Source organism: Streptomyces sp. NPDC048295, assembly GCF_040652135.1.
Taxonomy (GTDB): domain Bacteria; phylum Actinomycetota; class Actinomycetes; order Streptomycetales; family Streptomycetaceae; genus Streptomyces.
In genome coordinates, this window is the sequence record NZ_JBEZLL010000015.1 from 76,579 (window position 1) to 95,193 (window position 18,615).

Consider the following 18,615-nt stretch of genomic DNA (forward strand, 5'->3'; position numbering starts at 1 on the left):
AGCCCGAGCGGCTGAGCTGAGCACGCCCCCCCAAGGTGGCCGGTTCCGAGCCCCGACCGTGACCGAATCTCCCCCAGGATGTGACCTATCTCCTGGGGGAGAGTCATTCCCGCAGGTCACACCCACATCAGGGTTAAACCCCAGGCCCAAAGACCTGTCCACTTCGTGACGTAATGCACTGACACAGGGCGCAGGTAGGGGACAAGCTGATGTAGGAAGTCGGGGGATCGATTGAAACCGGGAGTATGTCAGTGAGCGCCATGTCTCTTGCCCTGTTGCTGACCACCGCCGCCGCCACGGCCGTGGGCGCTGCTGCTCTGCACGCCGCTCACGGGCTGCGCAAGCAGGTCACGGCCCTTCGTTCGGATCTCGCCGAGGCCCGTGCGCACGGCGTCGCCGTGCCCGCGCAGAGCCGCGGCACCGTCACCCCCGTCGCCGAGATACGCGCGGCCGTCGCCGAGGCACTCGCCGAGGAGCGCGAGCGCGAACTCGCCGAGGCCCGGGCCTTCTGGGCCACCCAGGAGGCGCGCGATGCCGCCGATGCCCCGTCCCTGCTGGGCGGCCTGACCGGTGCGGGCGAGGACGTCCCGTTCTTCATGCCCCGCCAGGCCGACTTCGTGGGCCTGGAGGCGATGGACCTCGACGCCGGCGAAGCCCTCGACGAGCTGACGGAACTGACGGAACTGGCCGACGTGACCGAGCTGCCCGGGACCGCGGAGTTCGCCGAGGACTCCCCCGAGCTGGCCGCCGCCCGTCGCCGGCACCCCTCGCACCCCGACTTCGTACCGGTGCAGACCCCGGTCGTCACCGACCACGAGCGCACCGTGGACCGCCTCGAAGAGCTCGCCGACAACCGTACGGAGCTGGCCGATGTGCGCCCCGGCCCGCTCGGCACGCTCGATGTCTATGTCTTCGCCGACGGCACCACGCTCTGTATGACCCCCGGGCACCGCGAGACGGCCGAGCGTCTGGCCGGTGCGCTGCGCGACGGTGAGCACCCGGTGCTGCTGGGCGGCTCCGGTGTCTCCGGCGCGTACGCCCTGACCTTCTCCTGCGGCGAGGAGAACGTCTACATCCTCGCCGACCGGGTCATCGCCTCGTTCTGACCCCGCGGCATCCGGGCACAGCGGCTCTCGCCGGCCGCCGCCCCCGGGCCGGTTCCCCGCGCCGCCGTCCGCCGCTACGCGAAGGCGCGCGCGGCGGCCTCGTCCACGAATTGCACGGCCTCGTCGAGCTCCTGCGACGGGGCCGTTTCCAGTGCCGTCGCCAGATCGCGCCCCGCCACGGCGAGCTGGTCGCCGATCGAGAAGATCCCGGCGTCCGGCATGACGCGCGGCTCCCGGTCCGGCGCCTCGATCCGCTGGGCGCGCAGCGCGAGCTCCCGCGCCGCGGCGAGCCCTTCGGCGGCGGCGCCGCGCTGGAGACGGCTCTGCGGGGCGGCGCGCAGCCGGTCGGCGAATCGGTCCACGGCAGTGATCAGCGGGGTCGTATCGAGCACCCAGCGACCCTACGCGCCCCGGCAGGACGGTCGCCAGCGGGCCGCCGATGCCCGGAGAACGCGGAACGGCCCGCAGGCGGTGCCTGCGGGCCGTTCCCGTCGTGCGGGTGCGGGCGGGATCAGTCGTCGCCGCTGAGGATGGAGAGCAGACGCAGCATCTCCAGGTAGATCCACACCAGGGTCATGGTGAGGCCGAAGGCCGCCAGCCAGGACTCCTCGCGGGGGGCGCCGTAGGCGATGCCGTCCTCGACCTGCTTGAAGTCCAGGGCCAGGAAGCACGCACCGAGGACGATCCCGATGACGCCGAAGAGGATGCCGAGGCCGCCGCTGCGGAAGCCCAGGCCGTCACCGCCGCCGAAGACGGCGAACAGCAGGTTGACCACCATCAGGAGCATGAAGCCCATGGCGGCGGCCATCACGAAGCCGTAGAAGCGGCGGGTGACACGGATCCAGCGCATCTTGTACGCGAGCAGCACACCGGCGAAGACACACATGGTGCCCAACACGGCCTGCATCACGACGCCCGGTCCGATGTACGTGCTGACCGCGCTGGAGATCACTCCGAGGAAGACACCCTCGAAGGCCGCGTACGAGACGATCAGCGCCGGTACCGGCTTGCGCTTGAAGGACTGGACGAGCGACAGGACGAACGCCACCAGGGCGGCGCCGATCGCGATGCCGTACGACTTGCCGAGGTTCGCCTCGTCGACCGGCAGCAGCGCCCAGGCGAGCGCGGCGCCGAGCACCACGGTGCCCAGCGTGATCGCCGTGCGCGTGACGACGTCGTCGATCGTCATCGCGCCGGTGCGCGCGGGCGCCTGCGGGGCGCCGTACTGGGCGTCCGGCTGGGCGTAGGGGTTGGTGGCGTACGGGTTGGCGGCGGTGCCCTGCGCGTACGGGTTGGCGCCCGCTGCGGGGGCCCCGGCCTGCGGCGCCGCGTTGAAGCCCGCGTATCCGTTGTCGCGGCTGAAGCCCCGTCGCGAGAAGACCGGGTTGCTGCTCCTCATCTCACTCCTCCATGGCCACCCTGCGTGGCCTTCCCACAAGAGTAATGGGTAGGCAAAAGAATCAGACTAGTGCTTGGGGAGGATCTTTGCGGAAGCGTGTCATCCGCGACACCCGCCCGTCGGCCACCCGGCCGAAGGGAAAACCGGCTCGCCCCATACCGCCCGGGCCCGCGGTCCAGTAACGTGCCGACCGACCGGTTTACGGCGCCGTCGCGCCGGGAAGACGGGAAGGGCGGCCACGTCGTGGGAAATGCACCGAGAGCGGCCCGCCGCACCGGAAGCGGCCGCGGTCCGAGGGGTTCCGCCGGCTCGGACGCCAAGTGAGAAGTGGTGCCTGGAACCGGACTCGAACCGGTACGCCCCCGAGGGGCAGCGAGGTTTAAGCTCGCCGTGTCTGCATTCCACCATCCAGGCCTGGCGCGCGGCTCCGCGTTGGCACATGACCCTATCCGGGGACTTCCCCCGAACAGCGGATCAGTGGCGCGATGTTGTCTTATTTTATTGACCGCTTGAGGGGTCGTCAGCACTCGCGAAAGGGCATCGCCACATGCCTGGGCGGGGTAGGGGGCACGACGGTCGGCAATCCGGATTGACGTAAAGTCGCCGCACCCGGACGGCGCATTCCCCGGCGCGCGACGGCGTCCGCCGCGGGCGCGCCACCGGGCCGGGCGCCGGGGGCCCGGAGCACCGGGCCGGACGGCGGCCCCCGGGCCGACGTCTCAGGGTCGGTGTCATACCGGAGGAGGACGCGACGCCCTCCCGGTGCGACTCAAGACTGCCCCGGGAACGGGCACGCGGACTGACGCCCGGCGGCGGAACGGCGGCGACGATTGAAGGGTTCCGAACAATTCCCGGACGAACCCTCGGCCGGAGCCCCGAAACAGGAGAATCCCGTGACCACTTCCACCGCACCCCGCGTCACCACGGTGGCCGCCCGCGCCACGGATCTGTCGAAGGTCTACGGAGAGGGCGAGACCAGGGTCACCGCCCTGGACCAGGTCACCGTGGACTTCCCCCGGGGCGAGTTCACCGCGATCATGGGCCCGTCCGGCTCCGGCAAGTCCACGCTGATGCACTGCGTGGCCGGCCTCGACAGCTTCAGCAGCGGTTCGGTACGGATCGGCGACACGGAGCTGGGCTCCCTCAAGGACAAGCAGCTCACCCAGCTCCGCCGGGACAAGATCGGCTTCATCTTCCAGGCGTTCAACCTGCTCCCCACGCTGACGGCGCAGGAGAACATCACGCTCCCCATGGACATCGCGGGCCGCAAGCCCGACACCGCGTGGGTGCGCCAGGTCATCGACATGGTCGGCCTCTCCGACCGGCTGAGCCACCGGCCGACCGAGCTCTCCGGCGGCCAGCAGCAGCGCGTCGCGGTGGCCCGTGCCCTGGCCTCGCAGCCGGAGATCATCTTCGGTGACGAGCCGACCGGCAACCTCGACTCCCGCTCCGGCGCCGAGGTCCTCGGCTTCCTGCGCAACTCGGTGCGCGAGCTGAACCAGACCGTGGTGATGGTGACCCACGACCCGGCGGCCGCCTCCTACGCGGACCGGGTGATCTTCCTCGCGGACGGCCGGATCGTCGACCAGATGCTGCACCCGACCGCGGACGGGGTCCTCGACCGGATGAAGGCGTTCGACGCCAAGGGCCGCACCAGCTGAAGCCCGCCCTTCCCCGCGCCCCTTTCCGGAACCCCTCCCCATCCCAGGACTGACAGACATGTTCCGTACCGCCCTGCGCAATGTGCTCGCGCACAAGGCCAGGCTGCTGATGACCGTCCTCGCCGTGATGCTCGGCGTGGCCTTCGTCTCCGGCACTCTGGTCTTCACCGACACCCTCGGCAACGCCCTGCGCAACCAGTCGGCGAAGAGCTACGACGACGTCGCCGTCGCCGTCACCACCTACGCCGACCAGCGCGACGAGAAGACGCCCGGCATCACCGCCGCCACCCTGAAGAAGATCCAGGGCCTGGACGGCGTCGACACCGCCACCGGCCGGGTCTCCGGCTTCGCGGGGGTCGCCGACCCCGACGGCAAACTGATCGGCAACGGCTGGTCGAACACCGGCGGGAACTACTCCCCCGGCAAGGACGGCAAGGACTCCGCGTACACCTTCGTCGACGGTACGGGCCCGGTCGCGGCCGACCGGATCGCGCTCGACAAGGAGACCGCGAAGCGGGGCGAGTACCACGTCGGTGACCGGGTCCGGGTCGCCACGAACGGGCCGGTGAAGGAGTACACCCTCTCCGGTGTCTTCACCACCGAGGACGGCGCGGTCAACGCGGGCGGCAGTCTGGTCCTCTTCGACACCGAGGTCGCCCAGAAGCTCTACCTCAGGCCCGGTGTGTTCCGGGACGCCAATGTGTCCGCCGCGTCCGGTGTCTCCGCCGAGAAGCTGCTGGCCGAGGTGAAGCCGCTGCTGCCCAAGGACGCCGACGCCAAGACCGGCCAGGCGCTCGCGGACGACCAGGCCAAGAACATCGAGGACGGTCTGAGCGGGCTCAGCACGATGCTGCTCGCCTTCGCCGGCATCGCCCTGTTCGTCGGTGTCTTCCTGATCGCCAACACCTTCACCATGCTGGTGGCCCAGCGCACCAAGGAACTGGCCCTGATGCGCGCCGTCGGCGCCTCCCGCCGCCAGGTCAAGAGCTCGGTGCTCCTCGAAGCGGCCGTCGTCGGCCTGATCGCCTCGGTCGTCGGCTTCGCCATCGGTCTCGGCCTCGCCATCGGACTGCGTTCCGCGATGGGCATGTTCGGCGGCAAGATCCCGGCCGGACCCCTGGTCGTCTCGCCCACCGCGATCGTCGCCGCGTTCGGCGTCGGCGTCCTGATCACCGTGCTGGCCGCCTGGCTGCCCGCCCGCCGGGCCGCCAAGATCCCGCCGGTCGCTGCGATGAACAGCGTGCACGCGACGGCCACCGTCAAGTCCCTGGTGCTGCGCAACTCCATCGGCGCGGTGCTCACCCTGCTGGGCGGGGCGGCGATCGTGGCGGGCGCGTCCAAGTCCGGATCGTCCGGCCGGACCGTCATCGCCGCGGGTGCCTTCCTCGCGCTGGTCGGTGTCATCGTGCTGATCCCGCTGCTGTCGCGGCCGGTGATCGCGCTGGTCCGCCCGCTGCTCAAGCGGCTGTTCGGGGTCTCCGGCAAGCTGGCCGCCCAGAACGCGGTGCGCAACCCGCGCCGTACCGGCGCCACCGCCTCCGCGCTGGCGATCGGTCTCACCCTGGTCACCGGCATCTCGGTCCTCGGTGTCACCCTCGGCCAGGCGGTCGACCGGATGACCACGGACAACATCAAGGCCGACTACATGGTGACGATGGCGAGCGGCGGTCCGCTCGACGAGTCGGCGCTCACCGCCCTGCAGAAGGCCGACGGGGTCTCTGCGGTCTCGCCGCAGCAGGCCACCTCGCTGGAGGTCAAGGGCGAGTACCACTCCGCGTCCGGCGTCATCCCCGGCGATGTGCAGCGGCTCTTCACGCTGCCGACCGTCTCCGGCTCGCTCGACGCGCTGGGCAGGGGCGAGATCGCCGTCGACGAGAAGACGGCCAAGTCCAACGGCTGGAAGACCGGCGACACCCTCCCGGTGAAGTTCGAGGACGACAAGAAGGGCGAGCTGAAGGTCGGGGCCGTCTTCCAGGGGAACGAGATGCTCTCCCCGGTCCTGGTCCCGAAGAACGTCGTCGATGCGCACGGCAGCATGTCCGACATCCGCGAGATCTGGCTGAAGACGGACGGCGGCGCGAGCGACGCCAACGAACAGGCCCTGGTGAAGGCCCTGGGTGACAACCCGGGGATGAGCATCATGGACCGTCAGGACATCCGTGACATGTTCGGCGGCTCGGTCAACCTCGCGATGAACATCATGTACGGGCTGCTGGCGATGGCTCTGGTCATCGCGGTGCTCGGGGTCGTCAACACCCTGGCGATGTCGGTCTTCGAGCGTCAGCAGGAGATCGGCATGCTGCGGGCGATCGGCCTGGACCGGCGCCGGGTGAAGCGCATGATCCGGCTGGAGGCCGTGGTCATCTCGCTCTTCGGCGCGGTGGTCGGTGTCGCGCTCGGCATGTTCCTCGGCTGGGCGATCGGGCACACCCTGTCGTCGGACATCCCGAACTACGCGCTGGTCATCCCGTGGGACCGGATCGCGGTCTTCCTGGTGCTGGCGGGGATCGTGGGTGTGCTGGCCTCGCTCTGGCCGGCCCGCAGCGCCGCGAAGCTGAACATGCTGACGGCGATCAAGACCGAGTAGCGGCGGGCGGGGCCCCGGGTCCCGCCGGACACGCCCGAGGGCCGGTACGCGCGCGAAGAAGCCGCGCGTACCGGCCCTCGGTCCGTTTCCGGTGTCAGCCGGTCGCGGACGCCGTCCAGTCGCGGGCCCTCAGCGGCATGCGGGAGGCCCCGCCCTCCGCCGGGCGCACCACGAGGATCTGGTTGACGCCGATCTTGTTGTGCTCGAAGGAGAGCGCCGAGGCGGCCATGTAGAGCCGCCAGACCCTGGCCCGCCCGGCCGAACTCATCCGGACCGCGCGGTCCCACTGCTTCTCCAGGTTGGCGACCCAGCGGCGCAGGGTCAGCGCGTAGTGCTCACGGATCGACTCGACGTCGCGGGCCTCGAAGCCGGCCTCTTCGAGAGTGGCCACGGTCCGGCCCACCGGGGCCAGTTCACCGTCCGGGAAGACATAGGCGTCGATGAAGTCGTCCACGTGGTACGCGGACTCGTCCTTCTCGGGGCGGCGGGCGATCTGGTGGTTGAGCAGCCGGCCGCCGGGCTTGAGGAGTGCGTAGAGGTCGTCGGCGTACTCACGGAAGCGGGCCGCGCCGACGTGCTCCGCCATCCCGATGGACGAGATGGCGTCGTACGGGCCGTCCCTGACGTCCCGGTAGTCCTGGACCCGGATCTCGATGCGGTCGGTCAGGCCCTCCTGTGCGATGCGTTTCCGGGCGAAGGCGGCCTGTTCGACGGAGAGGGTGACGCCGGTGACCCGGGCGCCGTACTCGCGGGCGGCGTGGATGGCCATGGAGCCCCAGCCGCAGCCGACGTCGAGGAGGCGGTCGCCCTCCTTCAGCGCGAGCTTGCGGCAGACCAGGTCGAGCTTGTCGCGCTGGGCGTCCTCGAGATTCCCGCTGTCCTCCCAGTAGGCGCAGGAGTAGACCATGGACGGGCCGAGGACCAGTTCGTAGAAGTCGTTGCCCACGTCGTAGTGGTGGCTGATGGCCTCCTTGTCGCGGCGCTTGGTGTGGAGGGTGCCGGTGCGGCGGCGCACCTCCTCGGGCGGCGGAGGCGGCGGGGGCCAGGGGCCGGCCAGCCTCAGCAGCCCCTTGGCGAAGGCCCGTATCCTCGGGTCGCGGACCGGGTGGACGCCGTCCTCGGCGTCGGCCCCGCGCTCCCAGATCAGCGCGGCCATCAGATCCAGGGCCTCGTAGAGATCGCCCTCGATGTCGAGCTCGCCCGCCACCCAGGCGCGGGCCAGGCCCAGTTCGCCCGGCTTCCAGAGCAGCCGACGCAGCGCGCGGCGGTTCCGGATCACAAGTACGGGGGCACCGGGCGGTCCGGATTCGCTGCCGTCCCAGGCCCGGATTCGGACCGGCAGCTGTTCTCCCAGCAACTCCTCGGCGAGAGCGGTCAGCCGCAACGCGGCGTCTGCCATGGCGCACACCTCCGTGATGGTGTTCCCAATGTGCCCAAACATGGTCGAACTTGCCTGCAACCACGCCGGGCACCTGTGCGCCGCGACGAGGTACGTACCCCTCAACAGTCCGCGAGGCGCCCGCCATCCCGCTACAGCGCAATGGAAGAGCAAAATAGCTGTACACGGCATGCACTTGGGGCCGGATACGCCCGAAGGGGCCGTCCGCACCACGGATGGCGGACGGCCCCTTCGGGCGTTGCGTGCAGCACGCGGGCGAGTGGGCCCGCGGTCGGACTAGGAGGCCTTGGCCTTCTCGCCCTCGGCCTTGGCGGCGGCCGGTGCCGGGGCCGGCTTGGCGGCCTCGTAGAACTCCTCGCGCGGCGTCTCCATGGCGCCGAGCGAGACGACCTCGCGCTTGAGGAACATCCCCAGGGTCCAGTCGGCGAAGATCCGGATCTTGCGGTTCCAGGTCGGCATCGCCATGCCGTGGTAGCCACGGTGCATGTACCAGGCGAGGCGGCCCTTGAGCTTGATCTTCATCTTGCCCATGACGATCATCGCGACGCCCTTGTGCAGCCCCAGACCGGCGACGGCACCCTTGTTGGCGTGGCTGTACTCCTTCTGCGGGAAGCCCCGCATGCCGGAGATGACGTTGTCGCCGAGGACCTTGGCCTGCCGCAGCGCGTGCTGGGCGTTGGGCGGGCACCAGGCGTTCGGGTTGCCGGCCTTGCGGCCGATCATGTCCGGAACCTGGGCGTTGTCGCCCGCGGCCCAGATGTAGTCGGTGCCCTGCACCTGGAGCTTCTCGGAGGTGTCCACGTGACCGCGCGGACCGAGCGGCAGGCCGAAGCGGGCCAGCGCCGGGTTCGGCTTCACGCCGGCCGTCCACACGATGGTGTTGGAGTCGACCTCGAGGCCGTTCTTCAGGACGACGTGACCGTCGACGCAGGAGTCCATGGAGGTCGAGAGGAAGACCTCGACACCACGGGACTCCAGGTGCTCCCGGCCCCAGGTGCCCAGCTTCGGGCCGACCTCGGGAAGGATCTTGTCGGCGGCGTCGACGAGGATGAAGCGCATGTCCTCGCGCTTCACGCTCGTGTAGTACTTCGCCGCGTCGCGGGCCATGTCCTCGACCTCGCCGATGGTCTCCGCGCCGGCGAAGCCGCCGCCCACGAAGACGAACGTCAGCGCCCTGCGGCGGACGTCCTCGTCGGTCGTCGAGTCGGCCTTGTCCAGCTGCTCGAGGACGTGGTTGCGCAGGCCGATGGCCTCCTCGATCCCCTTCATGCCGATGCCCTGCTCGGCGAGGCCGGGGATCGGGAAGGTACGGGAGACCGCGCCCATCGCGATGACCAGGTAGTCGAAGGGCAGCTCGTAGGCCTCGCCGACCAGCGGCGCGACCGTGGCGACCTTGCGGTCCTGATCGATAGTCGTGACGCGGCCGGTGAGTACCTCGGCCTTCGGCAGGACGCGTCGCAGCGGGACGACGACATGCCGAGGCGAGATGCTGCCGGCAGCAGCTTCGGGGAGGAAGGGCTGGTACGTCATGTACGAGCGCGGGTCGACGACCGTGACGGTCGCCTCGCCGTAGCGCATCTTCTTGAGAATGCGTCGAGCTGCGTACAGGCCTACGTACCCACCGCCTACTACGAGGATCCTGGGACGCTCCGTGGTGCTCATGCCATCGAGTATCCACCCCCCTCGGAGGGCATGCTCGTGAGCCCCTTCACAAGCTACCGGCAACCTTCTGCTACACTTCGCCGCCCACGTGACCGAGGTCATGACCCCGCAGGGGAACCACGGTGTGACGGCGGACGTTGTTCACCGCTTGTGAGCTGGCCCTTGGCCCTCCGGACGGGATGGACCACCGCTCCGATTCACCCGCCGGCAACATGCCTGGAACACTCCCGCACGGACACCCGACGCCCCCGTGAGCGGCTCCGGACACCCATACGGACCAGAACTGCCCCCCACGGGGCCGAATTCCTTGTGAAGAAGTTCACGAACTTTGTCGCGACGTGTCTCGCGAACCACCGCCCGGGCGGCCCACGAGGGCTCAAAGGTGCAGGCCAAAGCACGCATGTGCATCGGTCTCAGGCGATGGACCAGCCGATTCCGTCGAGGATGTCGTGCTCGCTGACCACGACCTCCCGGGCCCCGGTCCGCTCCATCAGGGCGAGCAGGATCAGCGCCCCGGACGTGATCACATCGACCCGTCCCGGGTGCATCGCGCCGATCGCGGCCCGCTCGGCGTGGGTGGAGACGAGGAGCCGCCCGGTGATCTCCCGCACCTGCTCCGCGGAGATCCGGGAGTGGTGGATCGCCTCGGAGTCGTACGCGTCGAGCCCCAGAGCGATCGCGGCGACCGTGGTGACCGTCCCGGCGAGGCCGACGAGGGTGGCGGCCCCGGTGAGCGGGACGGTCTCCTCGGCGAGGTCCAGGGCGGCGTCGATGTCGGCGCGGATCGCGGCGGTCTGGGAGGGCGTCGGCGGATCGGTCACGACGCCGTCGCGCACCAGGTGCCGCTCGGTCATCCGTACGCAGCCGATGTCCACGGAGCGGGCGGCCCGCACATGGTCGTCGCCGACGACGAACTCGGTGGAGCCGCCGCCGATGTCCACGACGAGATACGGCTCGGCGAGGTGGTCGCGGCCGGCGAGCTCCTTGGTGGCCCCGGTGAAGGAGAACTCCGCCTCCTGGTCACCGCTGATCACCTCGGGCTCGACGCCCAGGATCTCCAGCACCCCACGGACGAACTCGTCCCGGTTCTCCGCGTCGCGGGAGGCGGAGGTGGCGACGAAGCGGATCCGCTGCGCCCCGTGCTCCTTGATCACCGCCGCGTACCGGCGGCAGGCCGCGAAGGTCCGCTCCAGCGCCTCGGGGGCGAGCCGGCCGGTCCGGTCGACGCCCTGCCCGAGGCGGACGATCTCCATCCGCCGGTCGAGCTCGACCAGCTCACCGGTGGACGGGTCCGCGTCGGCGACGAGCAGACGGATGGAGTTGGTACCGCAGTCGATGGCGGCCACGCGGGTCATGAAGTACTCCCGAGATCAAGCGGACAAAGCCCCTCCGGCGATCGAGGGGCGGGGGTCCGGGGGCGGAGCCCCCGGCTGGGAAGGGTCAGCCCTCGTCCGACGCGCCGCACGGCGAGACGCACGGCCCCTTGCGCCACCACTCCGGCAGCATCGCGATCGCCTCGTCACCCAGCGGATTCACCCCCGGCCCCGCGGCCAGCGAGTGCCCCACCAGGACGTGCAGGCACTTCACCCGGTCCGGCATGCCACCCGCGCTCGGGAAGCCCTCCAGCACCTCGATGGCGTCGCGCCGTGCGATGTAGTCCTCGTGGGCGGCCCGGTACGCCGCGGCCAGCTCGGGGTCGGTGGCGAGGCGCTCGGTCATCTCCTTCATGACCCCGTTCGCCTCCAGCGTGCCGATCGCGGACGCGGCGCGCGGGCACGTCAGGTAGTACGTCGTCGGGAACGGCGTACCGTCCTCCAGCCGGGGCTGCGTCTCGACCACGTCCGGGTTGCCGCAGGGGCAGCGGTGCGCGATCGCGCGCAGGCCGCGCGGCGGGCGGCCCAGCTGCTGCTGGAACGCGGCGATGTCCGCCTCGGTGGGCGCGGTGGGCTCGGTCTGCGGAGGGGGGGTTTCCATGCCTGCCTTGGTTCTGATCGGGCTGCTCGAACTGCGGTTCTGCAGATGGATGAAGAAGTCAGTCGCGGTCGGCGCTGTCCACGCCGTCCCAGAGGTTGGAGTGCCACGGCCGGCCGGACTCGTCCGTCCTGCCCTCGCGCTCCTTGACCGCGTCGGGGTCGATCACGGTGTAACCGGTCTCCCCGGGAAGAAGGTAGTGCAGGTGCGTACGGGCCAGCTGCCTGATGTACGCGTCGTCCTGGAGGCGCGCCTTCTCGTCGCGCAGCTCCTCGGTACGGGCCCTGGCCTCCTGCGCCAGGCGCTCCTGGTCGGCGATCTCGTCCTGCTGCGAGACGTACTGCCGCATCGGGTACGCGAGCGCGACCACCAGGGAGCAGACGACGAGCGCGAGGAAGGCGGCCCGGCCGGTGAGCCGTGAGCGGCGGTCCTGGCGGCGGTTCTGGGACCGGTACACGCGGGCCGCGGTCTGCTCACCGAGCAGCCGCAGCCGGGTCGCGGTGGAGAACCGGTCCCGGTCCTTCGCGGCCATGTCTCCGCCTCCCCATTACGCACGTCCGTCCCCGCACACGGTACGGGACCGAGTGCGGGGACGGACGGAGGCCGGGGCAGTTGCCCCCGCCGGGCTTGTCAGCCCTTGAAGCGCGGGAAGGCGGAACGGCCCGCGTACACCGCGGCGTCGTCGAGGATCTCCTCGATGCGCAGCAGCTGGTTGTACTTGGCGACGCGGTCCGAGCGGGCCGGGGCGCCGGTCTTGATCTGGCCGCAGTTCACGGCGACCGCGAGGTCGGCGATGGTGACGTCCTCGGTCTCGCCGGAGCGGTGGGACATCATGCACTTGAAGCCGTTGCGCTGGGCCAGCTCGACGGCGTCCAGGGTCTCGGTCAGCGAACCGATCTGGTTGACCTTGACGAGCAGGGCGTTGGCGGAGCCCTCCTCGATGCCGCGGGCCAGGCGCTCCGGGTTGGTGACGAAGAGGTCGTCGCCGACGATCTGCACCTTGGCACCGAGCTTGTCGGTGATGACCTTCCAGCCGGCCCAGTCGTCCTCGTACAGCGGGTCCTCGATGGAGACCAGCGGGTACGCGGAGACGAGCTCCTCGTAGTACTCGGTCATCTCGGCGGCCGAGCGGGCCTTGCCCTCGAACTCGTACTTGCCGTCCTTGTAGAACTCGGACGCGGCGACGTCGAGCGCGAGCGCGATGTCCTTGCCCGGGGCGTAGCCGGCCTCCTTGATGGCCTCGATGATGAGGTCGAGGGCGGCGCGGTTCGACTCCAGGTTCGGCGCGAAGCCGCCCTCGTCGCCGAGACCGGTCGACAGGCCCTTGGTCTTCAGGACCTTCTTCAGGGTGTGGTAGACCTCGGCACCCCAGCGCAGCGCCTCGGAGAAGGACTCGGCGCCGATCGGCGCGATCATGAACTCCTGGATGTCCACGTTGGAGTCGGCGTGCGAACCGCCGTTGAGGATGTTCATCATCGGAACGGGCAGCAGGTGCGCGTTCGGGCCACCGAGGTAGCGGAACAGCGGCAGGTCCGAGGCCTCGGAGGCGGCGTGGGCGACGGCCAGCGAGACGCCGAGGATGGCGTTGGCGCCGAGCGAGCCCTTGTTCTCGGTGGCGTCCAGGTCGAACATCGCCTGGTCGATCAGGCGCTGCTCGGTGGCGTCGTAGCCGACGAGCTCCGGGCCGATCTGCTCGATCACGGCGAGGACGGCCTTCTCGACGCCCTTGCCCTGGTAGCGGTTGGGGTCACCGTCACGGAGCTCGATGGCCTCGAACGCCCCTGTGGAGGCGCCGGACGGAACGGCAGCACGGCCCGTGCTGCCGTCGTCGAGGCCGACCTCGACCTCGACCGTGGGGTTTCCGCGGGAGTCGAGGATTTCCCGGGCTACGACGACGTCGATGGACGGCACGAGGCATCTCCTTCTGGGATATGACGCTGTTTGTGCAGGGTCGCTTTGGCCTTGCGCCAAGAGCCTAACCGGCCCGGCCCGCTCAGCCCGACGACCGCCCGACCCCTGGGACGAAAAAGGACCCGAGGGCACACATTGTCGGACAAACAGTCAGAAATTTACTGGCCGGTAACTACAACAGTTGAACGGTCCGGCGCTCCCCCGAGCGCGGACGGCAGAACCCCGGCCCGGCGCGTACGGGGGAACGCGCGCCGGGCCGGGGTGCTCGGGGAGGAGCGAGCCGCGACTACTTCGTCAGGTGCAGCTGCTGACCCGGGTAGATCAGGTCGGCGTTCTTGACGATGTCCTTGTTCAGCTCGAACAGCTTCTGCCAGCCGCCCTCGACCTTGTGGTCGGCGGCGATCTTGCTCAGCGAGTCGCCGGAGACGACCTTGTACTCGCCGTCGCCCTTCTTGACCTTCTCGCCGGTCGGGGTGGTGACGGTCTTCTTCGACTCGGCCTGCGGGGCGGCGGAGCGCTCCGAGCGGGAGGCGGCGGGGGCCTCGGTGCGCTCGCTCTGCTTCGGCTGGGCCTGCTGCTTCGGGGCGGCCGGGGCGCTCTGCTGCTCGGAGGCGCCGGAGCTCGCGGTGGAGTTGGAGGAGGAGCCGGTGTTGACACCCGGGTCGACACCGTCGTTGGTCAGGTTGCCGGCGCCGGCACAGCCCCAGGCACCCGGGCCCTGCATGTCGAGGAGCCGCTCGGCGGTGGCGATCTGCTGGGCCTTGGTGGCCAGGTCGGCGCGGGGGGCGTACTGCGTACCGCCGGCGGCGGCCCAGCTGGACTGCGAGAACTGCAGACCGCCGTAGTAGCCGTTGCCGGTGTTGATGGACCAGTTGCCACCGGACTCGCACTGGGCGACGGCGTCCCAGGTGGCGACGGAGGCGGCGGAGGCGCCGGTCGCACCCATCAGGGGCACGGCGACAGCGGCACCGGCGACACCGGCGAGCGTGGCGATACGGACGGCCTTGGACGGGCGGCGGTGCTTGCCCTTGCTGGAAAGCAGCATGGAACTTCTCCTCACCGACGCCTACGAGGTGAGCTGTCGGGTTCGGGCCAAGTGAGTTGCCCGGTCGCACGTCCTAGCACGCGACTTCACCCCAAGCCGGTCCTGATGCGTCTTTCGACGATCGGGCCCGGCGCTTACCTGGGTCCCCCGCTCCTGCCTACGGCGCTTTACGCGTCTGTTCCCTTCGACCGACGGCAGGATTCGGCGTGACGGTCGACGGGGCCCGCGGTGCGAGCGGTTCCGACCGTAAACATACGCAACCCTCACATTCAAAGATGGACACATCGGACAATCTGCCCGTACTTGCATCTGAAGAACCGTCGTTTCCGCAGGTGGGACGCGATGCGGAAGGGGTCCCTGGGCGCGACACGCCAGTTGACCCAAAGAGACCCATGTCTCACTTACGCATAAGTGGACATAGGTCCCTGAACTGCCCCGATTTTCGAGGTGTTTTTAGTCGATTATCAGACTGCCTTCACTGGTCCTTCACATCGAGATCGAGGCTCTGGCCAGGGAGGATGAGGTCCGGGTCGGAGCCGACGGCGCCCTTGTTGGCCTCGTAGAGCGCGGGCCAGCCACCGGGAACCTTCTGTGCGTCAGCAATCGACCAGAGGTTGTCGCCGGGCCGAACGGTGTACGCGCCGTCAGCCGTCGGTTCGGCCGTGTCGCGCGCGTCACCGCCGCCGCGGGAGGCGTGCCGGCCCGACTCACGGTCGCCGCCGTCCGTGCCGCGGCTCCCCTCGGCGGCCGGCGCGCCGCGGTGCTTGCCGCCCGTGCCACTGGACGAGCCGGGCGCGCCGGACTCGTCACGGGACTCGTCGGGGGACGGGGTGGTCGAGCCGGAGGGCTTCGGGGACGGCGAGGTCTTCCCCGACGGCTTGCCGGACCCCTTCGAGCCCTTCGAGCCCTTCGAGTCCTCCGAGGCACTCCCGGACGGCGTGGCGTCGTCGGACGGGTCCGCCGACGCGCCGTCAGCCGGCTCGGTGCTCGCGGCCGGGTCCTCGGCGGGAACGGAGCCCGGGTCGACCCCCGGCAGCACCCCGTCCACCGCGAGGCCGGAGATGACCGCACAGCTGGGCCAGGCCTTCGGCCCCCGGTCCTTCAGGACCTTCTCGGCCACCTCTATCTGCTGCGCCCGGCTGGCGAGGTCGGCGCGCTCCGCGTACGCCTCACCGCCGTACGCCTTCCAGGTCTGCGGCGAGAACTGCAGGCCGCCGTACAAGCCGTTCCCGTAGTCGGCGCTCCACGCGCCGCCGCTCTCGCACTCGGCCACCCGGTCCCAGGTCGTCGCGTCGGCCGCGTGCGCGCCGGCCGCGCCGAGCAGCGGGATGGCGATGGCCGATCCGGTCACGCCCGCGGCGACGACGATGGCGGGTGCCTGACGGGGGCGACGGTGTCTGCCGTTCGCGGAGCCCATGGGGTTGCCTTCCGTGTGACTGACGTGTGACTGGTGAGTCGAACGGTGAACCTAGCGGGACTCGAACGCGCGTCACAAGTCGATGCAGCGCAGATCACGCCAAAGTCACAGAGTTGACGGTGTGTCACTTTCGGCGCGCGTGGGCCCCGGCGTGAACTCCACCGGGAGCGTGCGAAGTCCACGCATGATGAGCCCGCCACGCCACCGCAAATCGGTAGGTTCCACTGCAAGCCGCAGGTCCGGAAGGCGGGTCAGGAGCGTGGCGAGCGCGGTCCGTCCCTCCAGCCGGGCGAGCGGCGCGCCCAGGCAGTAGTGGATGCCGTGCCCGTATCCGAGGTGCTGATTGTCACGCCGTGCGAGGTCGAGCGTGTCGGGATCCTCGAAGCGTTCCGGGTCGCGGTCGGCCGCGGCGAGCACCACGAGCACGGGGTCCCCGGCCGCGATGTCCTGCCCGCCGAGCGTCAGCGGCTCGGTGGCGAACCGCCAGGTGGCCAGCTCCACCGGACCGTCGTACCGCAGCAGCTCCTCGATCCCGGTCTCCAGCAGCCCGCTCTCCCCCGCGTCCAGGGAGAGCTGGAGCCGTCGGCGCTGCCCGGGGTTGCGCAGCAGGGCGTGGACCCCGTTGCCGATGAGGTTGACCGTGGTCTCGAATCCGGCGAAGAGCAGGATGAAGGCCATGGCCGCGGCCTCGTTCTCGGTGAGGTGCTCGCCGTGGTCGCTGGCCCGGATCAGCCCGGAGATCAGGTCGTCCCCGGGGTTCTCCCGCTTGCGGTGGATGAGTTCGGCGAGGTAGCCGCGCATCTTCTTCACCGACCGGGCCACCCCGCCGCGCGGGCCACCGCCGTGGCGGATCATCATGCCCGCCCAGTCCCGGAAGTCGTCCTGGTCCTCGGGCGGGACACCGAGCAGATCACAGATCGCGTAGATGGGGAGCGGGAAGGCGAAGTCGTGGATGAGGTCCGCCTTCCCCTCCGCGACGAAGCGGTCGATGAGCCGGTCCGTCAGTTCCTGCACGCGGGGCGCGAACTCGGCGACCCGGCGCGGGGTGAACGCCTTGGAGACGAGGCGGCGCAGCCGGGTGTGGTCCGGCGGGTCGATGTTCAGCAGATGCGTCATCAGCTCCGCCTTGCGCTCCCCCGGGATGCCGGTCTTCCCCTTGGCGTGCGCAGGCTCGGCGTGGTGCGCCGGGTTCTTGGAGAGCCGGGAGTCGGCGAGCGCCTGCCGCGCGTCCGCGTACCGGGTCACCAGCCAGGCCTCGACACCGCTGGGCAGCACGGTCCGTTGCACGGGACTGTGCTCGCGCAGCCAGGCGTACGCCGGGTACGGGTCGGTGGCGAACTCCCAGGTGAAGAGTTCGGGTCCGCCGGCGGGGCAGGCGGCGGGCTGATCGGCGGGACGGTCGGCGGGGCTGTGGTTCACCCCCCCGACGTTATCCGCTGCCCCCGGACGCCCTCCGGCGCCCTCGGGCGCTAGGCGTCGCCCTCCGCCGCCCTGATGGCGTCCCGGTAGGCGCGGCCCGCGGCCCGCAGCGCCGCTTCGGGGTCGATGCCGTCCTGCTCGGCGCGTACGGCGAGGGCGAGGAGCTCGTAGCCGATGCCGTCGCCGGTGGGGAGCGGCACGTCGAGCCCCGCGGTACGGACCCGGCCGGCCAGCTTCGCCGCCAGCGCCAGGCCGGGCTGGCCGAGCGGGACTCCGTCGGTGACCGAGTCGCGCTGCTTCTCGATGGCCTTGGTGCGCAGCCAGTGCGCGTGGACGTCCTCCGGGGTCTCGGCGGTCTCGTCGCCGAAGACGTGCGGATGGCGGTGGATCAGCTTCTCGACGAGGGTGGCGGCCACGTCGTCGACGGAGAACGGCTCCTGCTCGTCCTCCTCGGCGATCCTGGCGTGGAAGACGACCTGGAGGAGTACGTCGCCGAGCTCCTCGCGCAGCTCGTCGCGGTCGCCGTCCTCGATCGCCTCGACGAGTTCGTACGCCTCCTCGATGGCGTACTTGGCGAGGCCCTTGTGGGTCTTCTGCGAGGTCCACGGGCATTCGATCCTGATCCGGTCCATGACCTGGACCAGGTCGAGGAGCCGGGCGCCCGGCAGGTCGTACGAACCGGGCAGCAGTTCCAGGTCCGGCATCCGCACCCGGCCCGAACCGGCGAGCCGGGCCAGACCGTCGGTCAGCGGCCGGTCGCCCTCGCCGCCCGCGAGGACGACGACGGACCGGCCGCCCGCGCAGGCGTCGACGAGCTCCTGCGCGGTGGGCGCGGAGTGCTCGACGGTGACGCCCGCCTCACTCAGGTACGGCAGCTGCGGGTGGTCCGGCTCGGCGCAGAGCACCCGGTCGGCGGCGTGCAGCGCCTGCCAGGCGGGCCAGGACAGGAGTCCGGGCGCGACACGGTGGCTGGCGGTGAGCAGAACGATACGGCCGGGGTCTTCAGCGTTCACCGTTCGAATCTACCCCGGTCGTTCC

At 70.4% G+C, this 18,615-nt stretch carries 15 protein-coding genes, 1 tRNA gene and 1 riboswitch; of the genes, 3 read left to right on the forward strand and 13 right to left on the reverse strand.

The features are described 5' to 3' along the window. Positions 1 to 260: 260 nt before the first annotated feature. Positions 261 to 1,106 carry a hypothetical protein gene (locus tag AB0D53_RS22595; protein WP_362449313.1) on the forward strand — a complete coding sequence of 282 codons (846 nt, stop codon included), beginning with the start codon at positions 261 to 263 and terminating at the stop codon, positions 1,104 to 1,106. A gap of 74 nt (positions 1,107 to 1,180) precedes the next feature. Here the strand turns inward: AB0D53_RS22595 and AB0D53_RS22600 are convergent, their stop codons facing one another. From AB0D53_RS22600 to AB0D53_RS22610, 3 genes are all read right to left on the reverse strand, one after another. Further along, complete coding sequence (locus AB0D53_RS22600) at positions 1,181 to 1,498, reverse strand: hypothetical protein (protein ID WP_329815249.1); 318 nt, start codon at positions 1,496 to 1,498, stop codon at positions 1,181 to 1,183. 119 nt (positions 1,499 to 1,617) lie between these two features. Continuing rightward, entirely contained in the window at positions 1,618 to 2,505 is an 888-nt protein-coding gene (locus AB0D53_RS22605) for a Bax inhibitor-1/YccA family protein (RefSeq protein WP_329815248.1), read from the reverse strand. Between the two features lie 328 nt (positions 2,506 to 2,833). Beyond that, positions 2,834 to 2,919 (reverse strand) — tRNA-Leu (locus AB0D53_RS22610). Positions 2,920 to 3,398: 479 nt separating this feature from the next. On the opposite strand from AB0D53_RS22610, the gene AB0D53_RS22615 reads away from it, so the two are divergent. Both AB0D53_RS22615 and AB0D53_RS22620 read left to right on the forward strand, forming a co-directional pair. Then, positions 3,399 to 4,166: an ABC transporter ATP-binding protein gene (locus tag AB0D53_RS22615; RefSeq protein WP_362449316.1), complete on the forward strand. Its 768-nt coding sequence runs from the start codon at positions 3,399 to 3,401 to the stop codon at positions 4,164 to 4,166. Positions 4,167 to 4,224: 58 nt separating this feature from the next. Next, positions 4,225 to 6,753 (forward strand): FtsX-like permease family protein, encoded by a 2,529-nt coding sequence (locus AB0D53_RS22620; protein WP_362449318.1) that lies wholly within the window; start codon positions 4,225 to 4,227, stop codon positions 6,751 to 6,753. Positions 6,754 to 6,847: 94 nt separating this feature from the next. Here AB0D53_RS22620 and AB0D53_RS22625 read toward each other — a convergent pair whose 3' ends face one another. The 10 genes from AB0D53_RS22625 to AB0D53_RS22670 all read right to left on the reverse strand — a co-directional run bounded on the left by AB0D53_RS22625 (position 6,848) and on the right by AB0D53_RS22670 (position 18,590). Further along, positions 6,848 to 8,152: a cyclopropane-fatty-acyl-phospholipid synthase family protein gene (locus AB0D53_RS22625; RefSeq protein WP_362449320.1), complete on the reverse strand. Its 1,305-nt coding sequence runs from the start codon at positions 8,150 to 8,152 to the stop codon at positions 6,848 to 6,850. 276 nt (positions 8,153 to 8,428) lie between these two features. Next, positions 8,429 to 9,814, reverse strand: coding sequence for an NAD(P)/FAD-dependent oxidoreductase (locus AB0D53_RS22630; RefSeq protein ID WP_329815244.1), 1,386 nt, complete (start codon positions 9,812 to 9,814; stop codon positions 8,429 to 8,431). Between the two features lie 413 nt (positions 9,815 to 10,227). Further along, positions 10,228 to 11,169 carry a Ppx/GppA phosphatase family protein gene (locus AB0D53_RS22635; protein ID WP_362449322.1) on the reverse strand — a complete coding sequence of 314 codons (942 nt, stop codon included), beginning with the start codon at positions 11,167 to 11,169 and terminating at the stop codon, positions 10,228 to 10,230. 85 nt (positions 11,170 to 11,254) lie between these two features. Next, positions 11,255 to 11,788, reverse strand: a complete 534-nt coding sequence (locus tag AB0D53_RS22640; RefSeq protein WP_362449324.1) for a DUF501 domain-containing protein — start codon at positions 11,786 to 11,788, stop codon at positions 11,255 to 11,257. A gap of 58 nt (positions 11,789 to 11,846) precedes the next feature. Further along, a complete protein-coding gene (locus tag AB0D53_RS22645; protein ID WP_362449326.1) occupies positions 11,847 to 12,317 on the reverse strand; it encodes a septum formation initiator family protein in 471 nt (156 codons plus the stop codon). Positions 12,318 to 12,415: 98 nt separating this feature from the next. Then, positions 12,416 to 13,696 carry a phosphopyruvate hydratase gene (eno, locus tag AB0D53_RS22650; RefSeq protein WP_329815240.1) on the reverse strand — a complete coding sequence of 427 codons (1,281 nt, stop codon included), beginning with the start codon at positions 13,694 to 13,696 and terminating at the stop codon, positions 12,416 to 12,418. Between the two features lie 286 nt (positions 13,697 to 13,982). Continuing rightward, positions 13,983 to 14,741: a transglycosylase family protein gene (locus AB0D53_RS22655; protein ID WP_362449328.1), complete on the reverse strand. Its 759-nt coding sequence runs from the start codon at positions 14,739 to 14,741 to the stop codon at positions 13,983 to 13,985. A 3-nt stretch (positions 14,742 to 14,744) separates the two neighbouring features. Then, positions 14,745 to 14,916, reverse strand: a riboswitch (cyclic di-AMP (ydaO/yuaA leader). 300 nt (positions 14,917 to 15,216) lie between these two features. Beyond that, complete coding sequence (locus tag AB0D53_RS22660) at positions 15,217 to 16,158, reverse strand: transglycosylase family protein (RefSeq protein ID WP_362449330.1); 942 nt, start codon at positions 16,156 to 16,158, stop codon at positions 15,217 to 15,219. A gap of 105 nt (positions 16,159 to 16,263) precedes the next feature. Then, a complete protein-coding gene (locus AB0D53_RS22665) occupies positions 16,264 to 17,577 on the reverse strand; it encodes a cytochrome P450 (protein WP_362449332.1) in 1,314 nt (437 codons plus the stop codon). Between the two features lie 50 nt (positions 17,578 to 17,627). Beyond that, complete coding sequence (locus tag AB0D53_RS22670; protein WP_362449334.1) at positions 17,628 to 18,590, reverse strand: nucleoside triphosphate pyrophosphohydrolase; 963 nt, start codon at positions 18,588 to 18,590, stop codon at positions 17,628 to 17,630. Positions 18,591 to 18,615 lie beyond the last annotated feature (25 nt).

Coding starts and splice junctions, on each gene's coding strand:
- AB0D53_RS22645 (WP_362449326.1), bottom strand. CDS start 12,317: ATGGCCGCGAAGGACCGGGACCGGTTCTCCACCGCGACCCGGCTGCGG.
- AB0D53_RS22635 (WP_362449322.1), bottom strand. CDS start 11,169: ATGACCCGCGTGGCCGCCATCGACTGCGGTACCAACTCCATCCGTCTG.
- AB0D53_RS22595 (WP_362449313.1), top strand. CDS start 261: ATGTCTCTTGCCCTGTTGCTGACCACCGCCGCCGCCACGGCCGTGGGC.
- AB0D53_RS22605 (WP_329815248.1), bottom strand. CDS start 2,505: ATGAGGAGCAGCAACCCGGTCTTCTCGCGACGGGGCTTCAGCCGCGAC.
- AB0D53_RS22640 (WP_362449324.1), bottom strand. CDS start 11,788: ATGGAAACCCCCCCTCCGCAGACCGAGCCCACCGCGCCCACCGAGGCG.
- AB0D53_RS22630 (WP_329815244.1), bottom strand. CDS start 9,814: ATGAGCACCACGGAGCGTCCCAGGATCCTCGTAGTAGGCGGTGGGTAC.
- AB0D53_RS22660 (WP_362449330.1), bottom strand. CDS start 16,158: ATGGGCTCCGCGAACGGCAGACACCGTCGCCCCCGTCAGGCACCCGCC.
- AB0D53_RS22655 (WP_362449328.1), bottom strand. CDS start 14,741: ATGCTGCTTTCCAGCAAGGGCAAGCACCGCCGCCCGTCCAAGGCCGTC.
- AB0D53_RS22625 (WP_362449320.1), bottom strand. CDS start 8,152: ATGGCAGACGCCGCGTTGCGGCTGACCGCTCTCGCCGAGGAGTTGCTG.
- AB0D53_RS22620 (WP_362449318.1), top strand. CDS start 4,225: ATGTTCCGTACCGCCCTGCGCAATGTGCTCGCGCACAAGGCCAGGCTG.